The 25,302-nt window shown below is 67.0% G+C and carries 27 protein-coding genes and 1 tRNA gene; 23 read left to right on the plus strand and 5 right to left on the minus strand.

Annotated elements, in window-relative coordinates; translation table 11 throughout:
* The first annotated feature begins 47 nt into the window (after positions 1 to 47).
* Together V3B25_RS16060 and V3B25_RS16065 are read left to right on the plus strand one after the other, a co-directional pair.
* On the plus strand, positions 48 to 1,262 hold the full coding sequence (locus V3B25_RS16060) for a cation:proton antiporter (RefSeq protein ID WP_049422904.1): 1,215 nt from the start codon (positions 48 to 50) through the stop codon (positions 1,260 to 1,262).
* Positions 1,263 to 1,317: 55 nt separating this feature from the next.
* On the plus strand, positions 1,318 to 1,959 hold the full coding sequence (locus V3B25_RS16065) for a hypothetical protein (RefSeq protein WP_049422905.1): 642 nt from the start codon (positions 1,318 to 1,320) through the stop codon (positions 1,957 to 1,959).
* A 133-nt stretch (positions 1,960 to 2,092) separates the two neighbouring features.
* On the opposite strand, the gene V3B25_RS16070 is transcribed toward V3B25_RS16065, so the two are convergent.
* Positions 2,093 to 2,836, minus strand: a complete 744-nt coding sequence (locus V3B25_RS16070; protein WP_049422906.1) for a DUF3011 domain-containing protein — start codon at positions 2,834 to 2,836, stop codon at positions 2,093 to 2,095.
* A 158-nt stretch (positions 2,837 to 2,994) separates the two neighbouring features.
* On the opposite strand from V3B25_RS16070, the gene aspS reads away from it, so the two are divergent.
* From aspS to queC, 18 genes are all read left to right on the plus strand, one after another.
* On the plus strand, positions 2,995 to 4,746 hold the full coding sequence (aspS, locus tag V3B25_RS16075) for an aspartate--tRNA ligase (RefSeq protein ID WP_201117145.1): 1,752 nt from the start codon (positions 2,995 to 2,997) through the stop codon (positions 4,744 to 4,746).
* A gap of 16 nt (positions 4,747 to 4,762) precedes the next feature.
* On the plus strand, positions 4,763 to 5,080 hold the full coding sequence (locus tag V3B25_RS16080; RefSeq protein ID WP_032128534.1) for a hypothetical protein: 318 nt from the start codon (positions 4,763 to 4,765) through the stop codon (positions 5,078 to 5,080).
* Between the two features lie 31 nt (positions 5,081 to 5,111).
* The gene (locus tag V3B25_RS16085; RefSeq protein ID WP_014038229.1) at positions 5,112 to 5,633 is read left to right on the plus strand and encodes a GNAT family N-acetyltransferase; all 522 of its coding nucleotides are present in this window, start codon (positions 5,112 to 5,114) and stop codon (positions 5,631 to 5,633) included.
* A 75-nt stretch (positions 5,634 to 5,708) separates the two neighbouring features.
* Positions 5,709 to 6,341 (plus strand): alpha/beta fold hydrolase, encoded by a 633-nt coding sequence (locus tag V3B25_RS16090; RefSeq protein ID WP_049422908.1) that lies wholly within the window; start codon positions 5,709 to 5,711, stop codon positions 6,339 to 6,341.
* Positions 6,342 to 6,503: 162 nt separating this feature from the next.
* A complete protein-coding gene (locus V3B25_RS16095; protein ID WP_032128531.1) occupies positions 6,504 to 7,235 on the plus strand; it encodes a YebC/PmpR family DNA-binding transcriptional regulator in 732 nt (243 codons plus the stop codon).
* Between the two features lie 105 nt (positions 7,236 to 7,340).
* Positions 7,341 to 7,862 carry a crossover junction endodeoxyribonuclease RuvC gene (gene ruvC, locus V3B25_RS16100; RefSeq protein WP_032128530.1) on the plus strand — a complete coding sequence of 174 codons (522 nt, stop codon included), beginning with the start codon at positions 7,341 to 7,343 and terminating at the stop codon, positions 7,860 to 7,862.
* Positions 7,863 to 7,875: 13 nt separating this feature from the next.
* Positions 7,876 to 8,469: a Holliday junction branch migration protein RuvA gene (gene ruvA / locus V3B25_RS16105; protein WP_005410756.1), complete on the plus strand. Its 594-nt coding sequence runs from the start codon at positions 7,876 to 7,878 to the stop codon at positions 8,467 to 8,469.
* Positions 8,470 to 8,518: 49 nt separating this feature from the next.
* Complete coding sequence (locus V3B25_RS16110; RefSeq protein ID WP_021203145.1) at positions 8,519 to 10,438, plus strand: potassium transporter Kup; 1,920 nt, start codon at positions 8,519 to 8,521, stop codon at positions 10,436 to 10,438.
* Positions 10,439 to 11,136: 698 nt separating this feature from the next.
* A complete protein-coding gene (gene ruvB / locus V3B25_RS16115; protein WP_010481595.1) occupies positions 11,137 to 12,177 on the plus strand; it encodes a Holliday junction branch migration DNA helicase RuvB in 1,041 nt (346 codons plus the stop codon).
* Positions 12,167 to 12,598, plus strand: a complete 432-nt coding sequence (ybgC, locus tag V3B25_RS16120) for a tol-pal system-associated acyl-CoA thioesterase (protein WP_049422909.1) — start codon at positions 12,167 to 12,169, stop codon at positions 12,596 to 12,598. The genes ruvB and ybgC overlap by 11 nt, the downstream gene beginning before the upstream one ends.
* 10 nt (positions 12,599 to 12,608) lie before the next feature.
* Positions 12,609 to 13,388, plus strand: coding sequence for a protein TolQ (tolQ, locus tag V3B25_RS16125; protein ID WP_006438802.1), 780 nt, complete (start codon positions 12,609 to 12,611; stop codon positions 13,386 to 13,388).
* A gap of 24 nt (positions 13,389 to 13,412) precedes the next feature.
* Positions 13,413 to 13,841 (plus strand): protein TolR, encoded by a 429-nt coding sequence (gene tolR, locus V3B25_RS16130; RefSeq protein ID WP_049422910.1) that lies wholly within the window; start codon positions 13,413 to 13,415, stop codon positions 13,839 to 13,841.
* The gene (tolA, locus tag V3B25_RS16135) at positions 13,831 to 14,886 is read left to right on the plus strand and encodes a cell envelope integrity protein TolA (protein ID WP_005410750.1); all 1,056 of its coding nucleotides are present in this window, start codon (positions 13,831 to 13,833) and stop codon (positions 14,884 to 14,886) included. The genes tolR and tolA overlap by 11 nt, the downstream gene beginning before the upstream one ends.
* A 284-nt stretch (positions 14,887 to 15,170) precedes the next feature.
* Positions 15,171 to 16,490 (plus strand): Tol-Pal system beta propeller repeat protein TolB, encoded by a 1,320-nt coding sequence (tolB, locus tag V3B25_RS16140; RefSeq protein ID WP_032128528.1) that lies wholly within the window; start codon positions 15,171 to 15,173, stop codon positions 16,488 to 16,490.
* Positions 16,491 to 16,554: 64 nt separating this feature from the next.
* Positions 16,555 to 17,073 (plus strand): peptidoglycan-associated lipoprotein Pal, encoded by a 519-nt coding sequence (gene pal, locus V3B25_RS16145; protein WP_005410748.1) that lies wholly within the window; start codon positions 16,555 to 16,557, stop codon positions 17,071 to 17,073.
* Between the two features lie 3 nt (positions 17,074 to 17,076).
* A complete protein-coding gene (ybgF, locus tag V3B25_RS16150; RefSeq protein WP_329810998.1) occupies positions 17,077 to 17,895 on the plus strand; it encodes a tol-pal system protein YbgF in 819 nt (272 codons plus the stop codon).
* 237 nt (positions 17,896 to 18,132) lie between these two features.
* Positions 18,133 to 18,834: a 7-carboxy-7-deazaguanine synthase QueE gene (gene queE / locus V3B25_RS16155; protein ID WP_049463254.1), complete on the plus strand. Its 702-nt coding sequence runs from the start codon at positions 18,133 to 18,135 to the stop codon at positions 18,832 to 18,834.
* Positions 18,835 to 18,912: 78 nt separating this feature from the next.
* Complete coding sequence (gene queC / locus V3B25_RS16160; RefSeq protein WP_201117141.1) at positions 18,913 to 19,578, plus strand: 7-cyano-7-deazaguanine synthase QueC; 666 nt, start codon at positions 18,913 to 18,915, stop codon at positions 19,576 to 19,578.
* A gap of 122 nt (positions 19,579 to 19,700) precedes the next feature.
* On the opposite strand, the gene V3B25_RS16165 is transcribed toward queC, so the two are convergent.
* Positions 19,701 to 20,657: a DUF2268 domain-containing putative Zn-dependent protease gene (locus tag V3B25_RS16165; RefSeq protein ID WP_201117132.1), complete on the minus strand. Its 957-nt coding sequence runs from the start codon at positions 20,655 to 20,657 to the stop codon at positions 19,701 to 19,703.
* Between the two features lie 179 nt (positions 20,658 to 20,836).
* Here V3B25_RS16165 and V3B25_RS16170 point away from each other — a divergent pair.
* Positions 20,837 to 20,912, plus strand: a tRNA-Lys gene (locus tag V3B25_RS16170).
* Positions 20,913 to 20,987: 75 nt separating this feature from the next.
* Here V3B25_RS16170 and V3B25_RS16175 read toward each other — a convergent pair.
* A complete protein-coding gene (locus tag V3B25_RS16175) occupies positions 20,988 to 21,305 on the minus strand; it encodes a hypothetical protein (RefSeq protein WP_201117130.1) in 318 nt (105 codons plus the stop codon).
* 585 nt (positions 21,306 to 21,890) lie between these two features.
* Between V3B25_RS16175 and V3B25_RS16180 the strand changes: the two genes are divergently transcribed.
* The gene (locus tag V3B25_RS16180; RefSeq protein WP_049422915.1) at positions 21,891 to 22,742 is read left to right on the plus strand and encodes an alpha/beta hydrolase-fold protein; all 852 of its coding nucleotides are present in this window, start codon (positions 21,891 to 21,893) and stop codon (positions 22,740 to 22,742) included.
* Between the two features lie 84 nt (positions 22,743 to 22,826).
* The gene (locus V3B25_RS16185) at positions 22,827 to 23,765 is read left to right on the plus strand and encodes an alpha/beta hydrolase-fold protein (RefSeq protein ID WP_049422916.1); all 939 of its coding nucleotides are present in this window, start codon (positions 22,827 to 22,829) and stop codon (positions 23,763 to 23,765) included.
* A gap of 108 nt (positions 23,766 to 23,873) precedes the next feature.
* Here the strand turns inward: V3B25_RS16185 and V3B25_RS16190 are convergent, their stop codons facing one another.
* A complete protein-coding gene (locus V3B25_RS16190; RefSeq protein ID WP_049400506.1) occupies positions 23,874 to 24,299 on the minus strand; it encodes a response regulator in 426 nt (141 codons plus the stop codon).
* Positions 24,300 to 24,393: 94 nt separating this feature from the next.
* Positions 24,394 to 25,161, minus strand: a complete 768-nt coding sequence (locus V3B25_RS16195; protein WP_049422917.1) for a CPBP family glutamic-type intramembrane protease — start codon at positions 25,159 to 25,161, stop codon at positions 24,394 to 24,396.
* Positions 25,162 to 25,302 lie beyond the last annotated feature (141 nt).

Genomic DNA, 25,302 nt, shown 5'->3' on the forward strand with positions numbered 1-25,302 from the left:
CGGGCACGCGCATCCTGCGCGCGTTCGAACCCCACGGAAGACCCCCGATGAGCCATGAGTTGATCTACCTGCTGCTGATCTTCGCGCTGCTGGTGATCCCGCGCGCGCTGCAGCGTTTCAGCCTGCCCGCGCCGCTGACCTGCCTGCTGTTCGGCATCATCGGCATGCTCTGGCTGGGCGACCAGGCGCACGACGCGGTGATCGGTCTGTTGGCCACGCTGGGCATTTCCTCGCTGTTCCTGTTCGCCGGCCTGGAAGTGGATCTGCAGGCGCTGCGCCGTGGCATGTGGCCGCTGCTGGCGCATCTGGTGATCCGTACCGGCACGCTGTTCGGCGTGGGCTGGCTGGCCTGGCGATATGCGGGATTGCCGTGGCAGGCCGCTGGCCTGCTGGCGCTGGCCCTGCTGACGCCCTCCACCGGCTTCATCATGGACTCGCTGTCGCGGCTGGGCCTGAGCGAGGACGAGCGGTTCTGGGTGACCAGCAAGGCCATCGCTGGCGAACTGCTGGCGCTGGCGGCGTTGTTCATCGTGCTGCAGGCCGGCGACCCGGGCCACATGGCGCTGTCCAGCCTGGCGCTGCTGGCGATGATGATCGGCCTGCCGCTGCTGTTCATCGCGCTGGGCCGCTGGGTGGCGCCGCATGCGCCGGGCTCGGAGTTCTCGCTGCTGGTGATGGTGGGCATGGTCGCGGCCTACATCACCTATCTGCTGGGCGTGTACTACCTGGTCGGTGCGTTCATCGCCGGTCTGGTCGCCCGCCTGCTGCATCAGCGCATGCCGCTGCTGGCTTCGCACGAGAACCTGCACGCGCTGCGCCTGTTCGCCTCGTTCTTCGTGCCGTTCTATTTCTTCAATGCCGGCACCAAGGTGCCCAGCGAAGCACTCAGTTTCGAGGCGCTGGGGCTGGGCATCGTGATCACCCTGGTGGTGCTGCCGCTGCGTATCGGCGTGGTCTGGCTGCAGCGCCGGGTGATGTTCGGCGAGAGCTTCCGCAGCAGCCTGAGGGTCTCGCTGGCGCTGGCGCCGACGCTGATCTTCACCCTGGTGCTGGCCGCGATCATGCGCGAGCGCTTCCAGATCCCGGCGGTGCTGTTCGGTGCGCTGCTGCTGTATGCGGCGCTGACCACGCTGCTGCCGTCGCTGGTGTTCCGCACGCCGTTCGATGTCGATCCGGTTGAACAGGAACCTGCGGGTGAAGGCGAGGCCGCGCCGGTGGCGGCCACCGAAACGCTGCCAGCGGCATCTGCAGTCGATCGCTGAGCGGATGCTGCGCGTGCGGTTTGCGCACTTCGGCCATGGCCGTTAGGGTTGGGGCATGAAACTGCCTGCCGTTGTCACCGCTTCCGCCCTCCTGCTCAGCCTTGCTGCGTGTTCGCAGCGCTCCGATACGGTCGCCCATGATCTGGCGACCGCACCGGCCGATGCCTTCATGGCAGCCATCGCCGCGCACTGCGGCCAGGCTTACGCCGGCAAGGTGGTGGAGGACACGCCGGCACCGACCGGCAAGGATCCGTTCGCCGGGCAGCGCCTGGTCATGCATGTGCGCGGCTGTGCCGATCCGGCGCACGAGCTGCGCATCCCGTTCCATGTCGGCGATGACCACTCGCGGACCTGGGTGCTGACCCGTACGGAAACCGGCCTGCGCCTGAAGCACGACCATCGCCACGAAGACGGCAGCCCCGACGCGATCACCCTCTACGGTGGCGACAGCACGCCGCCGGGCACCGCCGAGCGCCAGCAGTTCCCCGCCGACGCCGATTCGGTGGCGATGTTCCGCCGCGCCGACATGCTGGCCTCCACGCACAACACCTGGGCGATGGAGATTGATCCCGACCAGACCTTCGTCTACGAGCTGACCCGCCCGGAGGGCCGCCGCTTCCGCGTGCAGTTCGACCTGAGCAAGCCGGTTGCCCTGCCGCCTGCACCGTGGGGCGACGACAAAGCGTCCGCCCCGTGATCCCAGGGTCGGATCCCTCATGCGGAGGGCCCCGACCCCAGAAGGACCCTCAGTAGTTCCACGCCATGTGTGGATGCGGGATACCGGACCGGGGCCAGAGCCCTGGCCGTCGGCCAGGGATCCGACCGTGTACTTACCGCGTACCGAAACGCGCGCGGCAGCCATTGCTCACCCACACCTGGCCACGTGAGTAGCCCCAGCTGCGGCCTTCCTGGCAGGCACTGCCGGACAGCTGCTGCTGCAGCACCGGGCGGCCCTGACGCTCATCCCAGTCGCAGGTCTGCGAGCGGTTGTTGTTGCTGCTGCAGGTAACTGAGTAATTGCTGTTGCCGCCCCCCCAGCCACCGCCACCACCGCCCCAGCCGCGGGCTTCGGCGAATTCGGCACGGCAGCCGCCACTGACCCAGACCGCGCCGTTGCGCACGCCCCAGGTACGCCCTTCGTTGCAGGGGCTGCCGGACAGCTGGCGGACCAGGCGGGCATTGCGCCAGCCGACCGGGCAGCTGCGCTCGCGGTTGTTCTGGCTCTCGCAGCGGATGGTCTCGCGGGGCCGGCCGTTGTTGCCGCCCCAGCCACCGCCATTGCCGCCGCCCCAGCCACCGCGGGCCTCGACGAATTCCGCGCGGCAACCGTTGGTGACCCAGATGCTGCCGTTACGGCTGCCCCAGGTGCGTCCTTCATCGCAGTCCGAGCCGGACAGCTGGCGCACCAGCTGCGCATTGCGCCAGCCGGTGTTGCAGACCCGTTCGCGGTTGTTCTGGCTTTCGCAGCGGACCACGCCGCTCTGCGCATGCGCGGAAGGGGCGGGCAGGGCAAGGGTGCCCGCGGCACCCAGGCTGAGGGTTACGGCCAGGCTGGCCAGGGACAGCGGTTTCATGGCGGCATCCCATACGGTGACAGGTGCCCGACTATAGGGAGGGGGGCGATCAAGCCGGTGTGACTGGCCGGATTTGCCCCGGCCGGGGCCTCGGCCGCAGAATACGAGGCTTTCCGGCCCCCATCCGGTGCCGGCGTTCTCCAGCGGAGCTTCCCCCCATGCGTACCCACTTCTGCGGCCTGGTCGATGAGACCCTGATTGGCCAGACTGTCACCCTCGCCGGCTGGACCGACGTGGCCCGTAACCAGGGCGGCGTCTGCTTCATCGATCTTCGAGATCATGAAGGCATCGTGCAGGTGACCGTGGAAGTCGACAACGCCGACGTGTTCGCCGTGGCCGCGTCGCTGGGCTACGAGGATGTGCTGCAGGTGGAAGGCGTGGTGCGTGCCCGCCACGCGGTGAACGACAAGATGCGCACCGGCAAGGTGGAAGTGATCGCCACCGCCATCACCGTGCTGAACAAGGCCGCGCCGCTGCCGTTCCACGCCCACGAGAATCCGGGCGAGGAAACCCGCCTGAAGTACCGCTACCTGGACCTGCGCCGCCCGGAAATGCAGCGCATGCAGCGCACCCGCATCAAGCTGGTGCAGGCCCTGCGCCGCCATCTGGACGAAAAGGGCTTCCAGGACATCGAGACCCCGATCCTTACCAAGGCCACCCCGGAAGGCGCGCGCGACTTCCTGGTGCCGGCGCGCATGCACCCGGGCGAGTTCTACGCCCTGCCGCAGAGCCCGCAGCTGTTCAAGCAGATCCTGATGGTGGCCGGCTTCGACCGCTACTACCAGATCGCGCGCTGCTTCCGCGACGAGGCCCTGCGTGCCGACCGCCAGCTGGAATTCACCCAGCTGGACATGGAATTCGCCTTCGTCCGCGAGCGCGACGTGCAGGATTTCGTCGAGGACATGATCCGCGCCATCTTCAAGGAAGTGGTCGACGTGCAGCTGGACGCCAGCTTCCCGCGCATGACCTGGGCCGAGGCCATGCGCCGCTACGGCTCGGACAAGCCGGACCTGCGCATCGCGCTGGAGCTGGTGGACGTGGCCGAACTGGTCAAGGACAGCGAGTTCCCGGTGTTCACCGGCCCGGCCAATGATGCTGAGGGCCGCGTTGCCGCGCTGCGCATCCCGGGCGGTGCGTCGCTGTCGCGCAAGCAGATCGACGAATACTCCGCGCATGCCGCCAAGTACGGCGCCAAGGGCCTGGCCTACATCAAGATCGCCGACAACGGCGAGATCAGCTCGCCGATCCAGAAGTTCTTCAGCGAGGAATCCTTCGCCGCGCTGGTCGCCCACGTCGGCGCCGGTAACGGTGACATCGTGTTCTTCGGCGCCGGTGGCTACAACAAGGTCTCCGATTTCATGGGCGCGCTGCGCCTGAAGGCCGGCAAGGACTTCGGCCTGGTCGCCGACGGCTGGGCACCGCTGTGGGTCACCGACTTCCCGATGTTCGAGTGGGACGAGGAAGAACAGCGCTATGTCGCCCTGCATCACCCCTTCACCGCACCGGCCGTGGACGACATCGCCGACCTGCGCGCCAATGCCCGTACCGCCGTTTCGCGCGGCTACGACATGGTGCTCAATGGCAATGAAATCGGCGGCGGTTCGATCCGTATCCATCGTCCGGACATGCAGAGCGCGGTGTTCGAACTGCTCGGCATCGGCGCCGAGGAAGCCCGCGCCAAGTTCGGCTTCCTGCTCGACGCGCTGAACTACGGCGCGCCGCCGCACGGTGGCATCGCCTTCGGCATCGACCGCATCGCCGCGCTGATGGCCGGCACCGAGTCGATCCGCGACGTCATCCCGTTCCCGAAGACCACCGGTGCACAGGATCTGATGACCGACGCGCCGTCGCCGATCGTCGACGCGCAGCTGGCCGAAGTGCACATCCAGGTTCGCCCCAAGACCAACTGATCAGGAGATCCAGGCAATGACCGAGTTTGCGTTTTCGCTGGAGTGGGAAAAGCTGGGCAATGAAGGCTCCGAGGCCACCCTGGTCACCGAGCGTGCGCGCGTGTTCGGTGGTTGGCTGGTCCGCGTCGGTACCAATCCGGCGGCGATGGCCCTGACCTTCGTCGCCGACGGCGAGGGCCGTTGGGACGGTGAAGACTTCGGCGTCGAGGATTACGAGGACGACGAAGAGGAAGAGTACGACGAGGACGAGGAAGGCGAAGAAGAGGACGAGGACGAAGAGGAATACGAGGAAGAGGATGAGGAAGAAGAAGCGGAATCGCCTGAAAAGGCTTGACCCGCGCTTCGCCCTGACGTCAACTTCCTGCATGTATTCGATCCGCCGCGCCACCGTGGACGACGCGCCGACCCTGTCGGCGCTGGCTGCCCGCACGTTCACCGAAACCTTCGGCCATCTGTATCCGCCGCAGGACCTGCAGGCCTTCCTCGAGGAGGCCTACACGGTCGAGCGCCAGCGCGTGATCCTGGCCCACCCGGATTACGCGGTGTGGCTGCTGGAGCTGGACGGGGAGGCGGTCGGCCATGCCGCCGCCGGCCCCTGTGGCCTGCCGCACCCGGACGTGAAGCCCGGTGACGGCGAACTCAAGCGGCTGTACCTGATCAAGACGCAGCAGAGCTGCGGCTGGGGCAGCCGCCTGCTGGAAACCGCGCTGGCCTGGCTGGAACACGAAGGCCCGCGCACGCTGTGGCTGGGCGTGTGGTCTGAGAACTTCGGCGCACAGCGTTTCTACGCCCGCTATGGATTCGAGAAGGCCGGCGAGTACCTGTTCCCGGTCGGTGACACCCAGGACCTCGAGTTCATCCTGCGCCGCGCACCGCGCGCGGCCTGATGTTCACTGCCGCTTGCTGCGCGCGCGTGTTCAATCACCGTACGTTCCTGCCCCGCTGACCGCCAGGCTGTTTGCATGACTCCCCCCGTATTGCTGCTGCATGGCATCTGGAATGCCCGCGCCTGGGTCGGGCCGCTGGCCTGGCGCCTGCGCGCGCGCGGCTTCCAGGTGCACGCGTTTGGTTATTCCTCGGTGTTCGGTGGCCCGGACGTGGCCGTACCGCAGCTGCTGGAGCGGCTGGCCGACGCCGGCCCACTGAGTTTGGTCGGCCACAGCCTGGGCGGGCTGCTGGCGCTGGAAGCGCTGCGGCGCAATCCGCAGCTGCCGGTGCAGCGCGTGGTCTGCCTGGGCTCGCCGCTGCGCGGCAGTGGCACTGCGCGTTCGCTGTCCGAGCACGGCTGGGGCCTGGCGTTGGGGCGCAGCAGCGATCTGCTGCTCGATGGCCTGCCGGACTGGCAGGGCAGGGCCGAGGTTGGCCTGATCGCCGGTTCGGTGCCGCACGGCCTGGGCAGCCTGCTGGGCGCCATCGACGACGCCTCCGACGGTACCGTGGCCCTGGCCGAGACACGCCTGCCGGGCCTGGCCGACCATTGCGTGGTACGTACCAGCCACAGTGGCCTGGTGGTATCGCCCGATGCCGCGCGGCAGACCGCGCATTTCCTGCGCCACGGCCAGTTCGATCACAGCCGCGACGCCGCCGCTGCATGATTGAGTGGGTGCGACGGGCCTGCCTCGGTGGGTGCGAACCGTTGGTTCGCACGCTCTCCGCCGGGCATGACCTGGCGGCATCCCTCCGCCCTAGACACGGTTGCCGCCCCCGATCAGGTAGAATCCGCGCCTTGATCCTGAAGCAGCCAGACGGTAGCACCCATGGGTAGAGGCCCCTCCATCGAAGCCCGCAAGAACGCGTCCGACGCGAAGCGCGGCAAGATTTTCACCAAGATCATCCGCGAGATCGGCGTTGCCGCGCGCGGCGGTGGAGGCGACCCCAACAACAATCCGCGCCTGCGTGTGGCCGTGGACAAGGGCCTGGCCGTGAACATGTCCAAGGACGTGATCGAGCGCGCCATCAAGAAGGCTACCGGTGAACTGGAAGGCGTCGATTACGAGGAAATCCGCTACGAGGGCTACGCCCCGGGTGGCGTGGCCGTGATCGTCGACTGCCTGACCGACAACCGCGTGCGCACGGTGGCCGATGTCCGCCATGCGTTCAGCAAGTGCGGCGGCAACATGGGCACCGAAGGCTCGGTCGCCTTCATGTTCAAGCGCCTGGGCGTGCTCAGCTTCGCCCCGGGTGCCGACGAGGAAGCCATCACCGAAGCGGCCATCGAGGCCGGCGCCGATGACATCGTGGTCTACCCGGACGACGGCTCGATCGACGTGGTCACCAGCCCTGACGCGTTCAACGCGGTCAAGGATGCGATGGCCGCCGCTGGCCATGTCGCCGACCACGCCGAAATCACCTTCCGCGCGGACAACGACATCAAGGTCGAGGGCGAGGTTGCCCTGCAGGTCAAGAAGCTGCTGGACATGCTTGAAGACCTGGACGACGTGCAGGACGTGTACTCCAACGCCGAACTCGGCGCCGACGCCTACGCCTGAGCCGTCTTTGACGGCCTGGGCGCGGGCCGTTGAACGGTCACCGCGGACAGTCATGAGCCCATACGCCTGCCAGCGCCTCCCGTTCCGCCCCGCCAGGAGTGCAGCATGACCCGCATCCTCGGCATCGACCCCGGTTCGCAGCGGACCGGGGTCGGCATCATTGATGTCGACGCCACCGGCCGCGTCAGCCACGTGCACCACCAGCCGCTGGTGCTGCTCGGCGCCGACGATTTCCCGCAGCGCATGAAGCTGCTGGTGCTGGGCCTGGCTGACCTGTGCCGCGAGTACCAGCCGCAGGAAGTGGCCATCGAACGCGTGTTCATGGCCCGCAACCCCGATTCGGCGCTGAAGCTGGGCCAGGCCCGTGGCGCGGCGATTTCCGCCGTGGTGCTGCGTGACCTGCCGGTGCACGAATACGCCGCCAGCGAGATCAAGCTGGCGGTGGTCGGGCGCGGTGGCGCCGAAAAGCAACAGGTTCAACACATGGTCGGGCTCATGCTCAACCTGAAAACCAAGCTGCAGGCCGACGCGGCCGACGCGTTGGCAGTGGCGATCACCCATGCCCACGTAAGGGCAACGGCCAACCGCCTGGGGCTCAGTGCCCGCCAGGCGTGGGGCCGCAAATGAGGAGCTGCACGCAATGATCGGTCGACTGCGCGGCATCGTCGCCTACAAGGCGCCGCCGTGGCTGGTGGTGGACGTGAACGGAGTGGGCTACGAGCTGGAGGCGCCGATGAGCACCTTCTACGACCTGCCCGAGCTCGGCCGCGAGGTCACCCTGTACACCCATTACTCGCAGAAGGAAGACAGCGTCTCGCTGTACGGCTTCCTGCGCGAAGGTGAGCGGCGCCTGTTCCGCGACGTGCAGAAGGTCAGTGGCATCGGCGCGAAGATCGCGCTGGCCGTGCTGTCCGGCGTCACCGTCGAGGAATTCGCGCGCATGGTCCAGGCCGGTGACATCACCGCGCTGACCCGCATTCCGGGCATCGGCAAGAAGACCGCCGAGCGCATGGTGCTGGAGCTGCGCGACCGCGCTGCCCAGTTCGGTGCCGGTGGCGCACTGCCGACCGGCAGTGGTCCGGCCCCGGCCGATCCGCTGTCCGATGCCACCGTGGCCCTGCAGCAGCTGGGCTACAAGCCGGCCGAAGCGGCGCGGATGGCCCGCGATGCCTTCAATGAAGGTGATGAAGTGGCCACCGTGATCCGCAAGGCGCTGCAGTCGGCGCTGCGCTGACCCGCTTTCCTTTCCTCCAACGAACCGCCTGAGCCCCGCCAGGAGTCCCATGTCCAGCAGTCAAACCCCGCACGCAGCTGCCCCCGGCGGCCACGGTCACGCTCCTCCAGCCGGAGGCCTGGCGCTGATCATCGGTGCGATCGGCGTGGTCTTCGGCGATATCGGCACCAGCCCGCTGTACACCCTGAAGGAGGCGTTCTCGCCGCACTACGGGCTCAACAGCGACCATGACACCGTGCTGGGCGTGCTGTCGCTGGCGTTCTGGGCGTTGAACATCGTGGTCACCCTGAAGTACGTGACCATCATCATGCGCGCCGACAACGACGGCGAGGGCGGCATCATGGCGCTGATGGCGCTGACCCAGCGCACGCTGCGCAACGGGTCGCGCTCGGCCTATGTGGTCGGCATCCTCGGCATCTTCGGTGCCTCGCTGTTCTTCGGCGATGGCGTGATCACCCCCGCGATATCGGTGCTGGGTGCGGTGGAAGGCCTGGAAGTTGCCGCGCCAGGCCTGCATGCCTTCATCGTGCCGATCACGGTGGTGGTGCTGTTGATGGTGTTCGCCGCGCAGCGCTTCGGCACCGAGAAGATCGGCAAGGCGTTCGGCCCGATCACGTCGGTCTGGTTCATTTCGCTGGCGGCGATCGGCATCTACAACATCGTCGACGCGCCGGAAGTGCTGAAAGCCTTCAACCCGTGGTGGGCGATCCGCTTCTTCATGGAGCACAGCTGGCACGGCATCTTCATCCTCGGTGCGGTGGTACTGGCGGTGACCGGCGGCGAAGCGCTGTACGCCGATATGGGCCATTTCGGCGCCAAGCCGATCCGCCACGCCTGGTACTTCTTCGTGCTGCCGTGCCTGGTGCTGAACTATCTGGGGCAGGGCGCACTGGTGCTCAACCACCCCGAGGCGCTGAAGAACCCGTTCTTCGAGGCCGTGCCGTCGTGGGCGCTGTACCCGATGATCATCCTGGCCACGATGGCGGCGGTGATCGCCTCGCAGTCGGTCATCACCGGCGCGTTCTCGGTATCGCGCCAGGCCATGCAGCTGGGCTACATCCCGCGCATGCGCATCAAGCACACCTCGCACGACACCATCGGCCAGATCTACATCCCGGGCATCAACTGGGGCATCGCGGTGATGGTGATCGGCCTGGTGCTGGCGTTCCGCAGCTCGTCCAACCTGGCCGTGGCCTACGGCATCTCGGTGTCGGCCACCATGCTGATCGATACCCTGCTGCTGGCCTTGGTCGCCCGCTCGCTGTGGCCGAAGGCGCGCGCCTGGCTGCTGCCGCTGTGCGTGGTGTTCTTCATCATCGACCTCGGCTTCGTCATCGCCAACGGCGCCAAGCTGCTGCAGGGTGCATGGTTCCCGGTGGTGCTGGGCATCTTCCTGTTCACCATGATGCGCACCTGGCGCCGTGGCCGCGAGCTGCTGCGCGATGAGATCCGCAAGGACGGCATCCGCCTGGACACCTTCCTGCCAGGCCTGATGCTGGCGCCGCCGGTACGCGTGCCGGGCACCGCGGTATTCCTCACCGCCGACCCGACCGTGGCTCCGCATGCGCTGATGCACAACCTCAAGCACAACAAGGTGCTGCACGAGCGCAACGTGTTCCTGCACGTGGAAACCCTGCCCATTCCCTATGCGATGGAAGGGCAGCGGCTGAAGATCGAATCGGTGGGCGACGAGTTCTACCGCGTCTACGTGCGCTTCGGTTTCATGGAGACCCCGGACGTGCCGCTGGCGCTGATGCGCTCGTGCGACCACGGCGGCATCTACTTCGACCCGATGGACACCACCTTCTTCGCCAGCCGCGAAACCATCGTCGCCACCGCCAACCGTGGCATGCCGATCTGGCGCGACAAGCTGTTCGCGCTGATGCACAGGAACGCCGCTCCGGCGACCGGGTTCTTCCGGATTCCGGGCAACAGATTGGTGGAACTGGGCGCGCAGGTGGAGATCTAATCTCCACCTGCGCTACGTCCCACGATTTGCTGCGCAAACCGTGGGCCCCGCGCGCATTCCACCTTATCCCCCCGCCTGTCGGCGCGCCCCCTTGAAACGCAGGCGCCTTGGGCGCCGGCGTTCCGCGCATTCCACCTTATCCCCCCGCCTGTCGGCGCGCCCCCTTGAACAACAAGGGGGCTCCACTTGCGGAGATGCCGCGCGCTTGAAGCTTGGTCCACTCTGCTCTCCAGTTTCCTCCACGCCTGGATCTACCGTGCCGACCAACGGTCGGCACCCACCAAAGCAGAACGCCGTTCCGACAGACCGCAGGAAACTGTCGAAGGCGGGGTGGGTCCGCTTGCGGGGGCGTGAGCCGCATGGGCCCGAGGCATGCCTCGGGCGGGTTGGGCAGGACGCCCAACCCCGGTCTTGCCGTGTGCGCAGGATTGCGCACACGAGCAAGCGGCGACCGAGCTTACATGGGTGAGGGCGCTTTGCTTGCGAAGCACTGCTTCGCAAGCGCCCGAACGCACAGCCGCCAGCGGCTGGGCCGGGCCCCGGAGGGGTACTTGCAGCGTCCCCCGCAAGCGGACCCACCCCGCCATTCCCCAGGACGCCCGCTTCGGCTGTTGCTCTGGATGTTGCCGTTGCCGTTGCCTCTGCGGGTGCCGGGCGCAGCCCGGCCGAAGCCCGCGCTTTTGCCGCATAATCAGCACATGACCGACGACCGCATCATCGGCGCCGGCGCCACCCGCGAGGATGACGCCGCCGACGCCAGCATCCGCCCCAAGCGCCTTGCCGACTACCTCGGCCAGGTGCCGGTGCGCGAGCAGATGGAGATCTACATCCAGGCGGCCAAGGGGCGCGGCGACGCGCTCGACCATGTGCTGATCTTCGGGCCGCCCGGCCTGGGCAAGACCACCCTCAGCCATGTCATCGCCAACGAACTGGGCGTGGCCCTGCGGGTCACCTCCGGCCCGGTGATCGAGAAGGCCGGCGACCTCGCCGCGCTGCTGACCAACCTGCAGCCGCACGATGTGCTGTTCATCGACGAGATCCATCGCCTGTCGCCGGTGGTGGAGGAAGTGCTGTACCCGGCGATGGAAGATTTCCAGATCGACATCATGATCGGTGAGGGCCCCGCCGCCCGCTCGATCAAGATCGACCTGCCGCCGTTCACCCTGATCGGTGCCACCACCCGTGCTGGCCTGCTGACCGCGCCGTTGCGCGACCGCTTCGGCATCGTCCAGCGCCTGGAGTTCTACAGCGTCGAGGAGCTGACCCGGATCGTGCGCCGCTCGGCAGCCATCCTGGCCATCGACTGCACCGCCGATGGCGCCGGCGAGATCGCACGCCGCGCGCGTGGCACCCCGCGTATCGCCAACCGCCTGCTGCGCCGCGTGCGCGACTATGCGCAGGTGAAGGCCGGCGGCCACATCGACGAGGCCGTGGCCCAGGCTGCGATGAAGATGCTCAAGGTTGACCCGGAAGGCTTCGACGAGCTTGACCGGCGCCTGCTCAAGACCATGGTCGACTACTTCGATGGCGGCCCGGTCGGCATCGAATCGCTGGCCGCGGCGCTGTCTGAAGAGCGTGGCACGCTGGAAGACGTGGTCGAGCCATACCTGATCCAGCAGGGCTTCCTGGTGCGCACCGCGCGTGGCCGCATGGCCACCCACAAGGCCTACCGGCACATGGGCCTGAAGCCGAAGAACCCGCCGCAGGACCTGTTCGCGGAGGTCCCCGATGTCGGTTGAGCCCCGATTCAGTTGGCCGACACGCATTTACTGGGAAGATACCGACGCAGGTGGCGTGGTCTACCACGCCCGCTACGTGGCCTTCATGGAACGGGCCCGGACCGAATGGATGCGTGCGCTGGGCTACGGCCAGGAGCGCATGCGCGCCGAGCACGGGATGGTCTTTGCGGTGCGCTCGATGCAGATGGATTTCATCAAGCCGGCACGGCTGGATGACACCCTGCAGGTGAGTGCCCGCCTGGTCCAGCTGAAGAGGGCCAGCATGGTCTTCGACCAGCAGATCCTGCGCGACGGCGAGCTGCTGCTGTCGGCGCAGGTCCGCATCGCCGCACTGGAAGCGGCCAGTTTCCGCCCGCGTGGCATGGACGAGGCCGTCCTTGCCGTGCTGCAACCCCACCTCCACCCCGAATCCGAACACTGAGGAACAACGGATGATCGCAACGCTCCTGGCCCTGCAGGCCACGGTCACCGAGGCACTGCCGGCCGATGTCAGCAACGCCGCGACACAGACCCTTGCCCAGGCCACCACTGGCGGCGGCATCAACTACCTCGAACTGATGGCCAAGGCCAGCCTGCCGGTGAAGATCATCGTGCTGCTGCTGCTGGTCGGCTCGTTCGTCAGCTGGGTGATCATTTTCCGCAAGGCCCGCGTGTTCAAGCAGGCCACCCGCGAAGCCGACGAGTTCGAGAACCGCTTCTGGTCCGGTGCGGACCTGGGCAAGCTGTACAGCTCGGCCACCGACCGCAGCCGCAATGTCGGCGGCCTGGAAGCCATCTTCGAAGCCGGCTTCCGCGAGTACACCCGCCTGCGCGACAAGCGCCGCCTGGACGGTCGTGCCCAGCTGGAAGGCGCACAGCGTGCCATGCGCACCACCTACACCCGCGAAGTGGACCAGCTTGAGCGCAACCTGGAACTGCTGGCCAACATCGGCTCGACCGCGCCTTACGTGGGCCTGGTCGGTACCGTGTTCGGCATCATGGTGACCATGCACGACATGATCAGCAGCGGTGCGCAGGCCGGCATCGCCGCCGTCGCGCCGGGCATCTCCGAGGCACTGTTCGCCACCGCCATCGGCCTGTTCGTGGCGATCCCGGCGGTGTGGGCCTACAACCGCTTCACCACGCGCGTGGAGCGCATGTCGGTGCGGTTCGAGACCTTCGCCGAAGAGTTCAGCTCCATCCTGCAGCGCCAGAGCGCTGGCGACGAGTAAGCGCCTGACCCGGGAGTCCAAGCCATGTCCGCTGCCATCGGTCGCCGCAAGCGCCGCAAGCTGAAATCGGAAATCAACGTCGTTCCCTACATCGACGTCATGCTGGTGCTGCTGATCATCTTCATGGTCACCGCGCCGCTGCTCACCCTGAGCTTCGACGTCGACCTGCCGCAGTCCAACGCCAAGGCGCTGGAGAGCAAGCAGGATCCGGTGATCGTCTCGGTGCGCCAGGACGGCCAGCTCAGCCTGAAGCTGCCCGACGCCAAGGACCCGACCGCCGTGTCGGCCGAGGAACTGGAAGGCCGTCTGGCCGGCATCGCCGCCCAGGACAAGGGCGTGCGCGTGATCGTCGCCGCCGACCGCGCCGTGGCCTATGAAAAGGTCATTGGTGCAATGGATGTGATCAAGCGCGCCAAGGTAGACAAGGTAGGCCTGGCCACCGATGCACGCTGACGCCCTGCCACCCCCGCATCAGCGCGAACCCGGCTGGGGCCTGCCCCTGGCGCTGGCGTTGCTGGTGCACCTGCTGGTCGCGCTGGTGTTCATCGTGGCCTGGTTCTGGTCGCCCGAGCGCAACACCGATGCCGCCGCCGGCGACCCCTCGGTCGAGGCCAGCCTGGCGCTGTCCGCGTCCGAGGCCTCCGCCGCGCGCCAGGCCCTGCGCCAGTCGGAGAAGCTGGAGGACCTGCCGCCGCCGGTGGCCGAGCCGATCCCGGTGCCTGAAGACACCATCCCGCCGCCGCAGCCGATTCCCGAACCGCGCCCGCAGGACGCCCCCACGCCGCAGCAGCAACAGGCGCAGGAGCGTGTCGCGCAGCCAGACACCAAGGACCAGGAAGCGGTGAGCGCGCTGGCCATCTCGCAGGAGAAGGCCAAGCAGGAACAGGAAGCCAAGCGCCGCCAGGAACAGATCGACCTGACCGAACGCAAGCGCCAGGAAGAAGCGGAGCAGAAGCTGCGCCTGGCCAAGCAGCAGGAAGCGGACGAAAAGAAGAAGCAGGCCGAGCAGGAGCGCGTGGCGGCTGACAAGGCCGAGGCCGAGAAGCAGAAGAAGATCGCCGAGATCCGTGCCCGCCGCGAGCAGGCCGAGAAGGAAGCCAAGCTGGCCGAGCAGAAGCTGCGCCAGGTGGCAGCCGCTCGTAATGCTGCCGGCAGTGCCGCTGCCGGTTCCAGCGGTGCCTCCCAGCCGGCCGCCGGTGGCGGTGGCAACAGCGATGATCTTTCGGCCAAGTACGCGGCCGCGATCCAGGCCAAGGTGCTGTCGCAGTGGGTGCGCCCGGATACGGTGCCGCTCGGCCAGCGTTGCCAGATCACCATCACCCAGATTCCGGGGGGCACGGTGATGCAGGCCAAGGTCAGCCCGAACTGCCCGTACGACGAGGCCGGCAAGCGTTCGATCGAGGCCGCCGTGCTCAACGCGCAGCCGCTGCCGTACCGCGGCTTCGAGTCGGTGTTCGCACGCACGCTCAACTTCACCTTTACTGCCCAGGATCGCTGAGGCGGGCAGGGCAAGGTGGCTCTCGGGTCACCTGCGCCCAAGGATGTCGCGCTTGCCTCTGGCGGGCCCGGTTTCAGCCGGGCAGGCTGGGGGCTGCTGTGGAATACCACCCTGCGGGGCGGTGTGGCCGGGGCAGGCGGTGCGATGTTAGCCACGACGTTAACGGTGCGTGAGAGGACGGGCTGGAACTGACCCGGAATTCACGTACCCTTGGTTCATGATTGCGAAGCGGTTCACTCCCGCTTTGTTATCCCTCGTTCCGGTTTCCCCCTATTGAGCGCTCCATGAAAAAGATGCCTCGCTGGCTTGCCGTGTTTGCGGCCCTGTTGCTGCCCTTTGCTGCCGTCGCGCAGCAGAAGGGGCTGGATATCGACATCATCGGCGGCAATGCCTCCGCGCTGCCGATCACCATCGTGCCGATGCCCTACCAGGGTTCGGCGGCTGCACCGCAGACCGACGTCGCCGGCGTGGTCCGCGCCGACCTCGAGCGTTCGGGCCAGTTCCGCACGCTGCCGGAAGCACAGATCGTCGAAAAGCCCGTGCGGGGCGGCGACATCCAGTTCGCCACCTGGCGCGCGCTGAAGCAGAACTACATCGTGGTCGGCCGCGTGCTCGACGCCGGTGCCGGCGCCTACCGTGTCGAGTACGAACTGTTCGACGTACCGAAGGGCGAGCGCCTGCTGGGCCTGGCGATGACCGCCCGTGGCAACGCCATGCGTGACGTCGCCCACCAGATGGCCGACGCCATCTACGAGAAGATCACCGGTGTGCGCGGCGCCTTCTGGACCCGCATCGCCTACGTGACCGCCAGCGGCAAGGGCGACGCCATGCGCTACGCGCTGATGGTGGCCGACTCCGATGGCTACAACCCGCAGACCATCGTGCGTTCGGCCGAGCCGCTGCTGTCGCCGTCGTGGAGCCCGGATGGCAGCAAGCTGGCCTACGTCAGCTTCGAGCGTGGCAATTCGGCCATCTACATCCAGAACATCGGCACCGGTGCGCGTGAGCTGGTCACCAGCTTCCGCGGCATCAACAGCGCCCCGGCGTTCTCGCCGGACGGCCGCAAGCTGGCCCTGACCCTGTCGCGTTCGGGTAACCCGGAAATCTACGTGATGGATCTGGGCAGCAAGCAGCTGACCCAGCTGACCAACCACTTCGCCATCGATACCGAGCCGACCTGGGCACCGGACGGCAGCGCGGTGTACTTCACCTCCGACCGCGGCGGCCGTCCGCAGGTCTACAAGGTCGGTGCGGGCGGCGGCAGCGCCGAGCGCGTGACCTTCCAGGGCAACTACAATGCCAAGCCCTCGGTGTCCTACGATGGCAAGAAGATCGCCGTCGCCCAGGGCTCGGGCAACAGCTACAAGATCGCGATGATGGACAGCTCGCTGGGTTCGCCCCGCTGGAGCACGCTGTCCCCGGGTTCGCTGGATGAATCTCCGAGCTTTGCGCCCAACGCAAGCATGGTGTTGTACGCCGCCCGCGAGGGTGGCCGTGGTGTGCTGTACGCCGTTTCTGCCGATGCGCGCGTGCGCCAGCGGTTGGTTCTGGCTGACGGAGATGTGCGCGAACCGGCATGGTCCCCATACCGTACCCAGCGCTAAAAGAGTGTTAATATTTTCGCTGTCTTGAACCCCTCATCGGCCTAGGAGCCACAAAGGTATCGCCATGAACAAGTCCACCCGCGTTCTGCTTGTTTCCCTGCTGTCTGTGGCCGTCCTGGCCGGTTGCTCGAAGAAGGTGAAGGAAGAGCCGGCAGCCCCGGTTGACACCGGCACCTCGACCACCACCCCGACCGGTCCGTCGACCTCCGGCCTGTACGGCCCGGGCGACCTGGACACCGACGCTTGCCTGCGCCAGCGCGTTGTCTACTTCGACCTGGACAAGGAAGACGTGAAGCCGGAATTCCAGGCCATCATGGCGTGCCACGCCAAGTACCTGCGTGACCGTCCGTCCTCGCGCATCACCCTGCAGGGCCACACCGACGAGCGCGGTTCGCGCGCGTACAACCAGGCCCTGGGCGAGCGTCGTGGCAACGGCGTCAACTCGGCCCTGCAGGCCAACGGTGGCTCGGCTTCGCAGCTGACCGTCGTGTCCTACGGTGAAGAGCGTCCGGTCTGCACCGAGTCGAACGAGTCCTGCTGGTCGCAGAACCGTCGCGTCGAAATCGTCTACACCGCGCAGTAATCCATGCGTATTGGCATCAAACTGATGCTGGTCGTTGCGGCAGCCCTCCTGGGTGGCGCACCCGCGCCAGCACAGCGACAGAGCCGGGCCGGCCGCGTTGGCGCGATCGAGCAGCAGATGTACAACAACAGTGCCAACCAGGACCTGTTGAACCAGATCAATCAGCTGCGGCAGCAGGTCACCAGCCTGCAGGCCTCGATCGAGCAGTTGCAGCACGACAACGCCCAGCTCAAGCAGTCCGCCCAGGACCAGTACCTGGATCTGGACAGCCGCCTGAACCGGTTGGAAGGGGGCAATGCCGCCCCGGCCCTGCCGCCCGTTCCGGCGAGCGCGCCGAAGGCCGCCCCGGCCCCGGCAAAACCCGCAGCGGCGGCCACTTCCGAGCGGCCGCCTTCCGTCCATGGTGATGCCGGCAGCCTTGCCGCCACCGGCGACGAGCGCACCTCCTACAACGTCGCCTTCGATTCGCTGAAGGCCGGCAAGTACGATGATTCGGCGCAGCTGTTCCTGAGCTTCCTGCAGCTGTACCCGAACGGCGTCTACGCGCCGAACGCGCTGTACTGGCTGGGCGAGAGCTACTACGCCACACGCAATTTCCCGATGGCGGAGACCCAGTTCCGTGAACTGCTCTCGCGCTATCCGACCCACGACAAGGCCGCTGGCGGCCTGCTCAAGGTCGGCCTCTCGCAGTATGGCGAGGGCAAGGTCGACCAGGCCCAGCAGACGCTGGAGACCGTCGTGGCGCAGTACCCTGGCTCGGACGCCGCGCGCACCGCGCAGGACCGCCTGCAGTCGATCCGCCTCGGCAAGCAGATTCGCTGATCCGCTGACCGGGCGTACAATACGTGTCCTGTAGAGCCGAGCCCACGCTCGGCTGCTTTCGTTTCCGGACCGGCAAACCCGCCCGGATCCGGTAGCGCCGGGCCATGCCCGGCGGCCTGCATTACCGACTGGGCCAGACCCGACCGGCTGCAGTTGTAGAGCCGAGCCATGCTCGGCTGCTTTCGTTACCGGCCACGGTAGCCCACCCGCCACGTGTCCCACCAAGAAGTCCCCGCCATGACCGCCGTTACCTCGTCCAGCGCCGCCGCCACGCCCAGTGAGATCGTGCAGTCGCCCCTGCCACGCCTGAAGATCACCGAGATCTTCACCTCGCTGCAGGGCGAAGCCGATACCGCCGGCTGGCCGACCGTGTTCGTGCGCCTGACCGGCTGCCCGCTGCGTTGCCAGTACTGCGACACCGCCTATGCCTTCCATGGCGGTACCTGGTGGGACATCGACGACATCGTGGCCGAGGTACTGGCCCAGGGCGTGCGCCACGTCTGCGTGACCGGTGGCGAGCCGCTGGCACAGAAGCGCTGCCTGGTACTGCTGCAGAAGCTGTGCGACGCCGGCATGGATGTCTCGCTGGAAACCTCCGGTGCGCTGGACGTCAGCGCTGTGGACCCCCGGGTATCGCGCGTGGTCGACATCAAGACCCCGGGTTCGGCCGAAGTGGCGCGCAACCGCTGGGACAACCTGCCGTTGCTGACCGCCCGCGACCAGATCAAGTTCGTCATCTGCAGCCGCGAGGATTACGACTGGGCCAAGTCCCTGTTGGCCGAGCACGATCTGGTGAAGCGTTGCACCGTGTTCTTCTCGCCGAGCAAGGGTGAGATCACCGCGCGCCAGCTGGCCGACTGGATCGTCGAGGACCGGCTGCCGGTGCGCTTCCAGATGCAGTTGCATAAAATCCTGTGGAACGACGAGCCGGGCCGATGAGCCCAGGCAGCGTTCCCTGATGTAGCTCCGGCGCGGGACAGCGTGCTGGCTTTCCCCTCCCAACCGGATGTTTTACCCATGAAGAAGGCAGTCGTGCTTCTCTCCGGCGGCATGGATTCAGCCGCCGTCATCGCCATGGCCCAGGAACAGGGCTTCGCCGTGCATGCCCTGAGCGTGCGCTACGGCCAGCGCCATACTTCCGAACTGGATGCCGCCGCCCGCGTGGCCAAGGCCCTGGGCGTTATCGCGCACAAGACCGTGGACGTGGACCTGCGCAGCATCGGCGGCTCGGCGTTGACCGACGACATCGACGTGCCCGAGGCCGGCGGTGCCGGCATTCCGGTCACCTACGTGCCGGCGCGCAACACCATCATGCTGTCGCTGGCGTTGGGCTGGGCCGAAGTGCTCGGCGCCAACGACATCTTCTGCGGCGTCAACGCCGTGGACTACTCCGGCTACCCGGACTGCCGTCCCGAGTTCGTGGCCGCGTTCCAGGCGCTGGCCAACCTGGCCACCAAGTCGGGCGTGGAAGGCGCGGGCATCAAGGTGCACGCACCGCTGCAGTTCCTCAGCAAGGGCCAGATCGTCAGCGAAGGCGTGCGCCTGGGCGTGGACTTCGGCCTGACCGTGTCCTGCTACAACGCCGACGCCAACGGCGCCGCTTGCGGCCACTGCGATGCCTGCCGCCTGCGCGCGCAGGGCTTCACCGAGGCCGGCGTAGCCGACCCGACGCTGTACGCCTGAAATACGGGTGCCGGGCATGGCCCGGCGCCGCCGGGGTCTGGAATCTGGTAGTGCCGGCCGCTGGCCGGCATTCCCGTGGGTGCCAACCTTGGTTGGCACTGTCCGCAGGGCATGGCCCGGCGCTACCGCTGCCGTAACCACCCCGACGCGTCAATAAACGCCCGCACTGCCTCCGGATCGGCATAGTCCAGTTCGATCATCCGCGCGATCGCCGCCTTCTCATCGGCCTGCTGCCGCATGTACCCCTGCGCGATGCGATACCCGGCGTAGTACCCCACATCACTCACCCCGAACGGATTGCGGGCGCTGTTGTAGAGCCAGTTGTCGAGATTTTCCCCGTTCATCTCAGCAATGAAGCGTGCGCGGATTTCCGCCTCGTGTGTTGCGCCGTAGTCGTAGAAGGATAATGCCGGCCGGCGCCCGCTCAGCCGCTCCGCCACATACTCGGCCACACCCTCGCGCACCGCGTACTGGGCCAGGCTGCCGGTGGTCTCGCGCTGCTGCGTATGCACGTACTCGTGCAGGTTGTTCTGCGCGTTGTTCGCCCCCGGGCGGCTGTCGTAGAAGATCCGCAGGCGGCTGCGCATCGGCTCCGGCAGCTCGCTCACGTCCACGCGCTCATCGCCCAGCGCCATCTCCGCTCCGATCAGCACCTTGTCACCCAGCGTCGTGCCGCCGGTACGCAGAACACCGACCGCATAGGTGATGTTGGCGGGGCGCAGGGCGGGGTAAAGCTCCCGGAACGCAGCCAGGTCCCGTTCCAGGGTGGCGCTGGCCTGCTGCGCGTTGGCGGTCAATGGCCGTACCGACGTCCAGAAGCGCGGCCACGTACGCATGGCCGTGGCGTATTCGCGGGCGGTGTAGTTGCGCACCTGCATCAGCGCATGCAGGCCGGGGCTGCCCGGATCGATGTAGCGCTCCTGCACCAGTGCGACCTGGCGTTCAACGTCGGGCTCGGTGCGCACGGCGTCATAGGTAGCCCAGAAGCGGCCGATATCATCAGTGACGACCTGGGGCGGGGCGGCCAGTGCTGCGCAGGGCACCAGCAGGGCGGCAATGAGGCAGAAGGGCAGGCGCATCCGTGGCTCCGGGGAAGGATCACAGATGGGATGCGACGGAGGCCCGGAAGGTTTAAGCCGGCGGCCCAGATCGGGGTAGTGCCGGCCGCTGGCCGGCAACCTCGACGCACCAGGGTTTCACCCGGCCCGGCAAAGTAGGGTAGAATGCCCACCCCGCCGAAAGGCTGGGGCAGTGCAATGGGCCGTTAGCTCAGTCGGTAGAGCAGAAGACTTTTAATCTTTTGGTCGAAGGTTCGAATCCTTCACGGCCCACCATTGCATCCAATGACCCAGGTCATTCAGAAAGGCACCGCAATGCGGTGCCTTTTTTGTGGCGCTCGTCCAGGGCAACTACTTCGTCCGCGCATTCTTCGCTTTAGCCGCCGCCGCGTCGGCAGCCTCCTGTGCGGCCGTTGCTGCCGCATTCGCAGAACGTGCCGCCTCCGCTCTTGCCGCCTCGAAATAGGTGAGCCGCTGCAGGTTGGTTCTGCGTTCCAGTTCCATTGCTGCGGCGAAGCTCTCCGGATGCTTTGCAGCGCAGGCCTCCTGCACCAGTTGCACGGCACGATCAGACAGTCCGGGCTGGATGTTGCCGAGCAGGCAATCGGCATACGGTACGGGCGCGGCCGGGCTGGCGGCCAGCGCGGCGATGAGTACGGCACTCAACATGCAAACCTCCTTGTAGGTTTCGAAGGGACTGGCGACCAGCCCGTCCCAAGTATGGACCGGTTCTGGGTACAACGGCGGGTACGCCGGCCGGATATCCCGGCACACCCGTTCCGCCAGCCTGCGGCAGGCGAAGAACAACCCATCGCCCCCCCTTCATCCAGATGGCAGTCGGGCGTGGTCATCGACCGGCAGTGCTCAGCGGCGTGCAGCATTTCCGCCACGGTCAGCATGCCAACGGCGGCACGCTTCGCGCGTGCCATCGCGGATGCGCTTGAGGCATCCCCAGAATGCGCATCCACGCATGGCGTGGATCTACTTTCGCCTGAGAACAATCGCTGCGATGACGGCTGCGATGCCGACCGGGATCAGGACGACCGCCAGAAGAATGATCCAGTGCCAAATGCTGAAGCCTCCCATGTCCCAACTCCTTGTAGGAAACGACGAATGCTAGCAAACCCGATTGCAGTCATTTCCCGATACAGTTCAAGCATCGCGCAGCGCCGTAGCATACGTGCAGGCTTGCCGAATCGGCCGACGCCTTGGCCTTGGCGTTATGCTCGGCACTTTCCCAGGATGGGCCGCTCCATGCGCTTGATCGTGCTGTCGCTGTTGTTGTCCGCTGTCTCCGCCGCGCCGTTGATGGCCGCCGAGCCGGCGCCGTCCGCACAGGCCGCCGCCGCAACCCCGCTGGTCATCGGCGAGACCTTCACCATTGAATCGAAGGCGCTGGGCGAAACCCGCCGCATCAATGTCTACCGCCCGCAGCCGTGGGGCCTGGACCCGAAGGCGGCGTTGCCGGTGCTGTACATGGCCGATGGCGGCATCGGCGAGGACTTCCTGCATGTGGCCGGGCTGGTGCAGGTGCTGAGCGGCAACGGCAGCATGCGTCCGTTCCTGCTGGTAGGCATCGAGAACACCGAGCGCCGCCGCGACATGACGGGCCCCAGCAGCGACCCGCAAGACCAGAAGATCGCGCCCCGCATCGGCGGTTCAGCGGCCTACCGCAGCTTTCTGCGCGACGAACTGATGCCACAGGTGCGCCAACGCTACCCGACCACCGACGAGCGCGCGCTGATCGGCGAGTCGTTGGCTGGACTGTTCGTGGTCGAGACGTTGCTGCAGGAGCCGACACTGTTCAACAGCTACATCGCGCTGGACCCCAGCCTGTGGTGGAATCGGGGCACGATGTTGGCCGCTGCGGCCAAGCAGTTGCCGGCGGTGACGCGTGCGCAGCCGCGCGTGTTCCTGGCCAGCAGTGGGCAGCCGGAGCTGGCTGCGTCCGCCGCGCAGTTGGCCACGCTGCTGCAGCAGGCGTCGCCGTCGCCGCTGGTGAAGTACCTGCCGCTGCCGGAGGAAACCCACGCCACGATCTATCACCCAGCCGCCTTGCAGGCGCTGCGCACGCTGTTCCCGGCACCGCCGCCGGCGTCGCCCTGATCCGGCGTGGCACTGCACCGCATGACGTGTGAGGATGCGGTAGCGGCGCCACCTGAGGGCGCCGCCCGCAACGGGAGAGCGTGGATGCAGCGTGTGCGTGGATGGAGTGTGGCGGCCTGCCTGGCCGTGAGTGGCTGTGCGATGTCGGTGGCACCACCGGCAACGCAGAGTGACGCGAAGGAAAGCGCGGCAACGGCGGTGCCGGGCGTAGTGCTGCCGGATACCGAAGCGCTGCGCGTACATGACCCGGTGGGGCGCGACTACCCGATCTGGGTGGCGCTGCCGGCCGATTATGCGGCGCATCCGGAAAAGCACTATCCGGTCCTGTACGTGACCGATGCGCTGTACAGCTTCCCGCTGGTGCGCAGCGTGCGCAATCTGGTGGGGCAGCAGGGCGTCAACATCGAGAATTTCATCCTGGTCGGTTTGCCGCCGCAGGAAGGCCTGACTTCAAAGCAGAGCCGCTCGCGCGACTACACGCCCAGCAATCCGGCGCGCACGGTCGATGGCTATTACAGTGATGACGTCACCTACGGCGGTGCCGCGCACTACCGTGATTTCCTGGCCGCACAGGTGCTGCCGATGGTCGATGCGCGTTATCGCACCGATCCTGCCCGGCGCATGTTCGCTGGTCATTCCTATGGCGCGCTGTTCGGTGCCTATGTGCTGACCACACAACCGGACATGTTCAGCACCTACATCCTGTCCAGTCCTTCGCTGTGGTTCGACCAGCTTCTGCTGCCGCGCATGCAGGATGGCGCCGTCATCCCTGCGCAGCCTACGCGCGTGCTGCTGTCGGTGGGCAGTTACGAGACGGACAAGCCAGGGCCGCGTTATTCAACCGGCAACGACATGCTGAGGCAGACCGCGGACTTCACTGCCCAGCTGAAGCGCACGGGTCGCAAGTTGAATGTGGACAACGTGGTGATTGACGGTGAGGACCATCTCACGGTTTACCCGCGGGTGATCACTCGCGCACTGCTGGAGGTGATGCCGGGTGAAGGGCCGTACACCGGCGGTTGATGGGGAGGCTGCATCCACGCATGGCGTGGATCTACCGGTGGTGTTGACGTGGATCCATGCCGAAGAGAAACGGAATCAGTAGATCCACGCCAGGCGTGGATGATTGCCTCAGGCCGCGCTGGCCTGCGGCGGCGGTATCAGCGTGGCATCCGCTGCGTGCCGGAAGCACAGCCGGATGGCATCGAGCAGCTCGCTCATGCTGTACGGCTTGGGCAGGAAGTGGATGCCGGCGCGCAGCTGCGGCAGCACGCGGTGCTGGTCCATGCCGGAGGTGACCAGGATCGGCAGCTGCGGCAGGTGCTCACGCACGCGGTTGGCGGTTTCGATGCCGCTGATGCCGCCCAGGCAGACGTCGGTGAACAGCAGGTCGAACGGTTCGCCGGCGTTGAGCAGGCCCAGTGCGGCCTCGGCGCTGCTGACAGCGGTGACCTGGCAGGCCTGGCTTTCCAGGGCGAGGCGACTGAGTTCCTGGGTTTCCTCGGCGTCCTCGATCAGCAGGACGCGCGGTTCCACAAAGCGCTTGGACAGCAACATGACGCGGCAACTCCGGACAACAGGGGGAGCGAAAGGCGCGCAAGTATGCGCAAGCCGGTAGTGAGCCCGGCGTGCACGGCAAGCTAAGTGGGCGTTACAGCTGTCCGCGCCGTTGGCGGCGCACGTACCAGGCCAGGATTGCGACCGCGAGCAGGGCGGTGCCGATGCGCAGGCTGGTGGCCTGCCAGCCGAGCGCGACGGCGTCATCAAGGCTGAACACATTCCAGGCCAGGTTCATCGAAACGTGCAGGACCAGGCCGCACCACAGGGTGTCACCGTCGAGGTGGTCGAGCCAGGCGAAGATGAAGCCGCCGAGGGCGATCACCGCGCCGACGAACAGCGCGATGCCGCCACCGTCGAACCCACCGAAGCCCAGCCAGTGCACCATGCCGAACAGCAGCGCCTGCGGCAGCGCGAGCAGCGGCCACGGACCACGCACGATCTTCACCAGCAGCACGAAGCCCAGGCCGCGGAACAGCACTTCCTCGGCCAGTGGGAACAGCACGGCCAGCATCGTGGCGTCCAGCGCGGTCAGCGCGGTGTTCGGGGTGCCGAGCATCGCCAGGCCCAGCCAGCACGGCAGGCTGGCCAGCAACACCCACATCGGGCCGCCCCAACCATTCCCGCGCAGCCCGAGGCTGCCCAGCAGGCCCATGCCACGGGGCCGCAGCAGCGTGGCCAGCAGTAGTGCCAACAGCACCGCCAGCGCGTTGTCCAGCAGGCTGCCGCCGTAGGGTATGGGCAGGGCGGGAATCGGAGTCCCTGCGGCCGCAGCGATATCGCGCAGATTCAGGCCCAGGCCAACGCCCAGCAGGACCAGCAGCAGGCGCGCGGCGGTGGGCAGGCGGGACAACGCGGTCATGTACGCACTCCCTGCGGAACAGGGGCCCAGTGTGTGCGACTGCCGCCGCATCGGCACGCGTCGGAAGTCCCTGTGCCATCGGTCATGCGTTGCCGCACAGTCATCACCGCACAGGTACAGTCGATGCAGGACCGACAGGAG

The organism is Stenotrophomonas sp. SMYL8 (assembly GCF_036320065.1).
GTDB lineage: Bacteria > Pseudomonadota > Gammaproteobacteria > Xanthomonadales > Xanthomonadaceae > Stenotrophomonas > Stenotrophomonas maltophilia_A.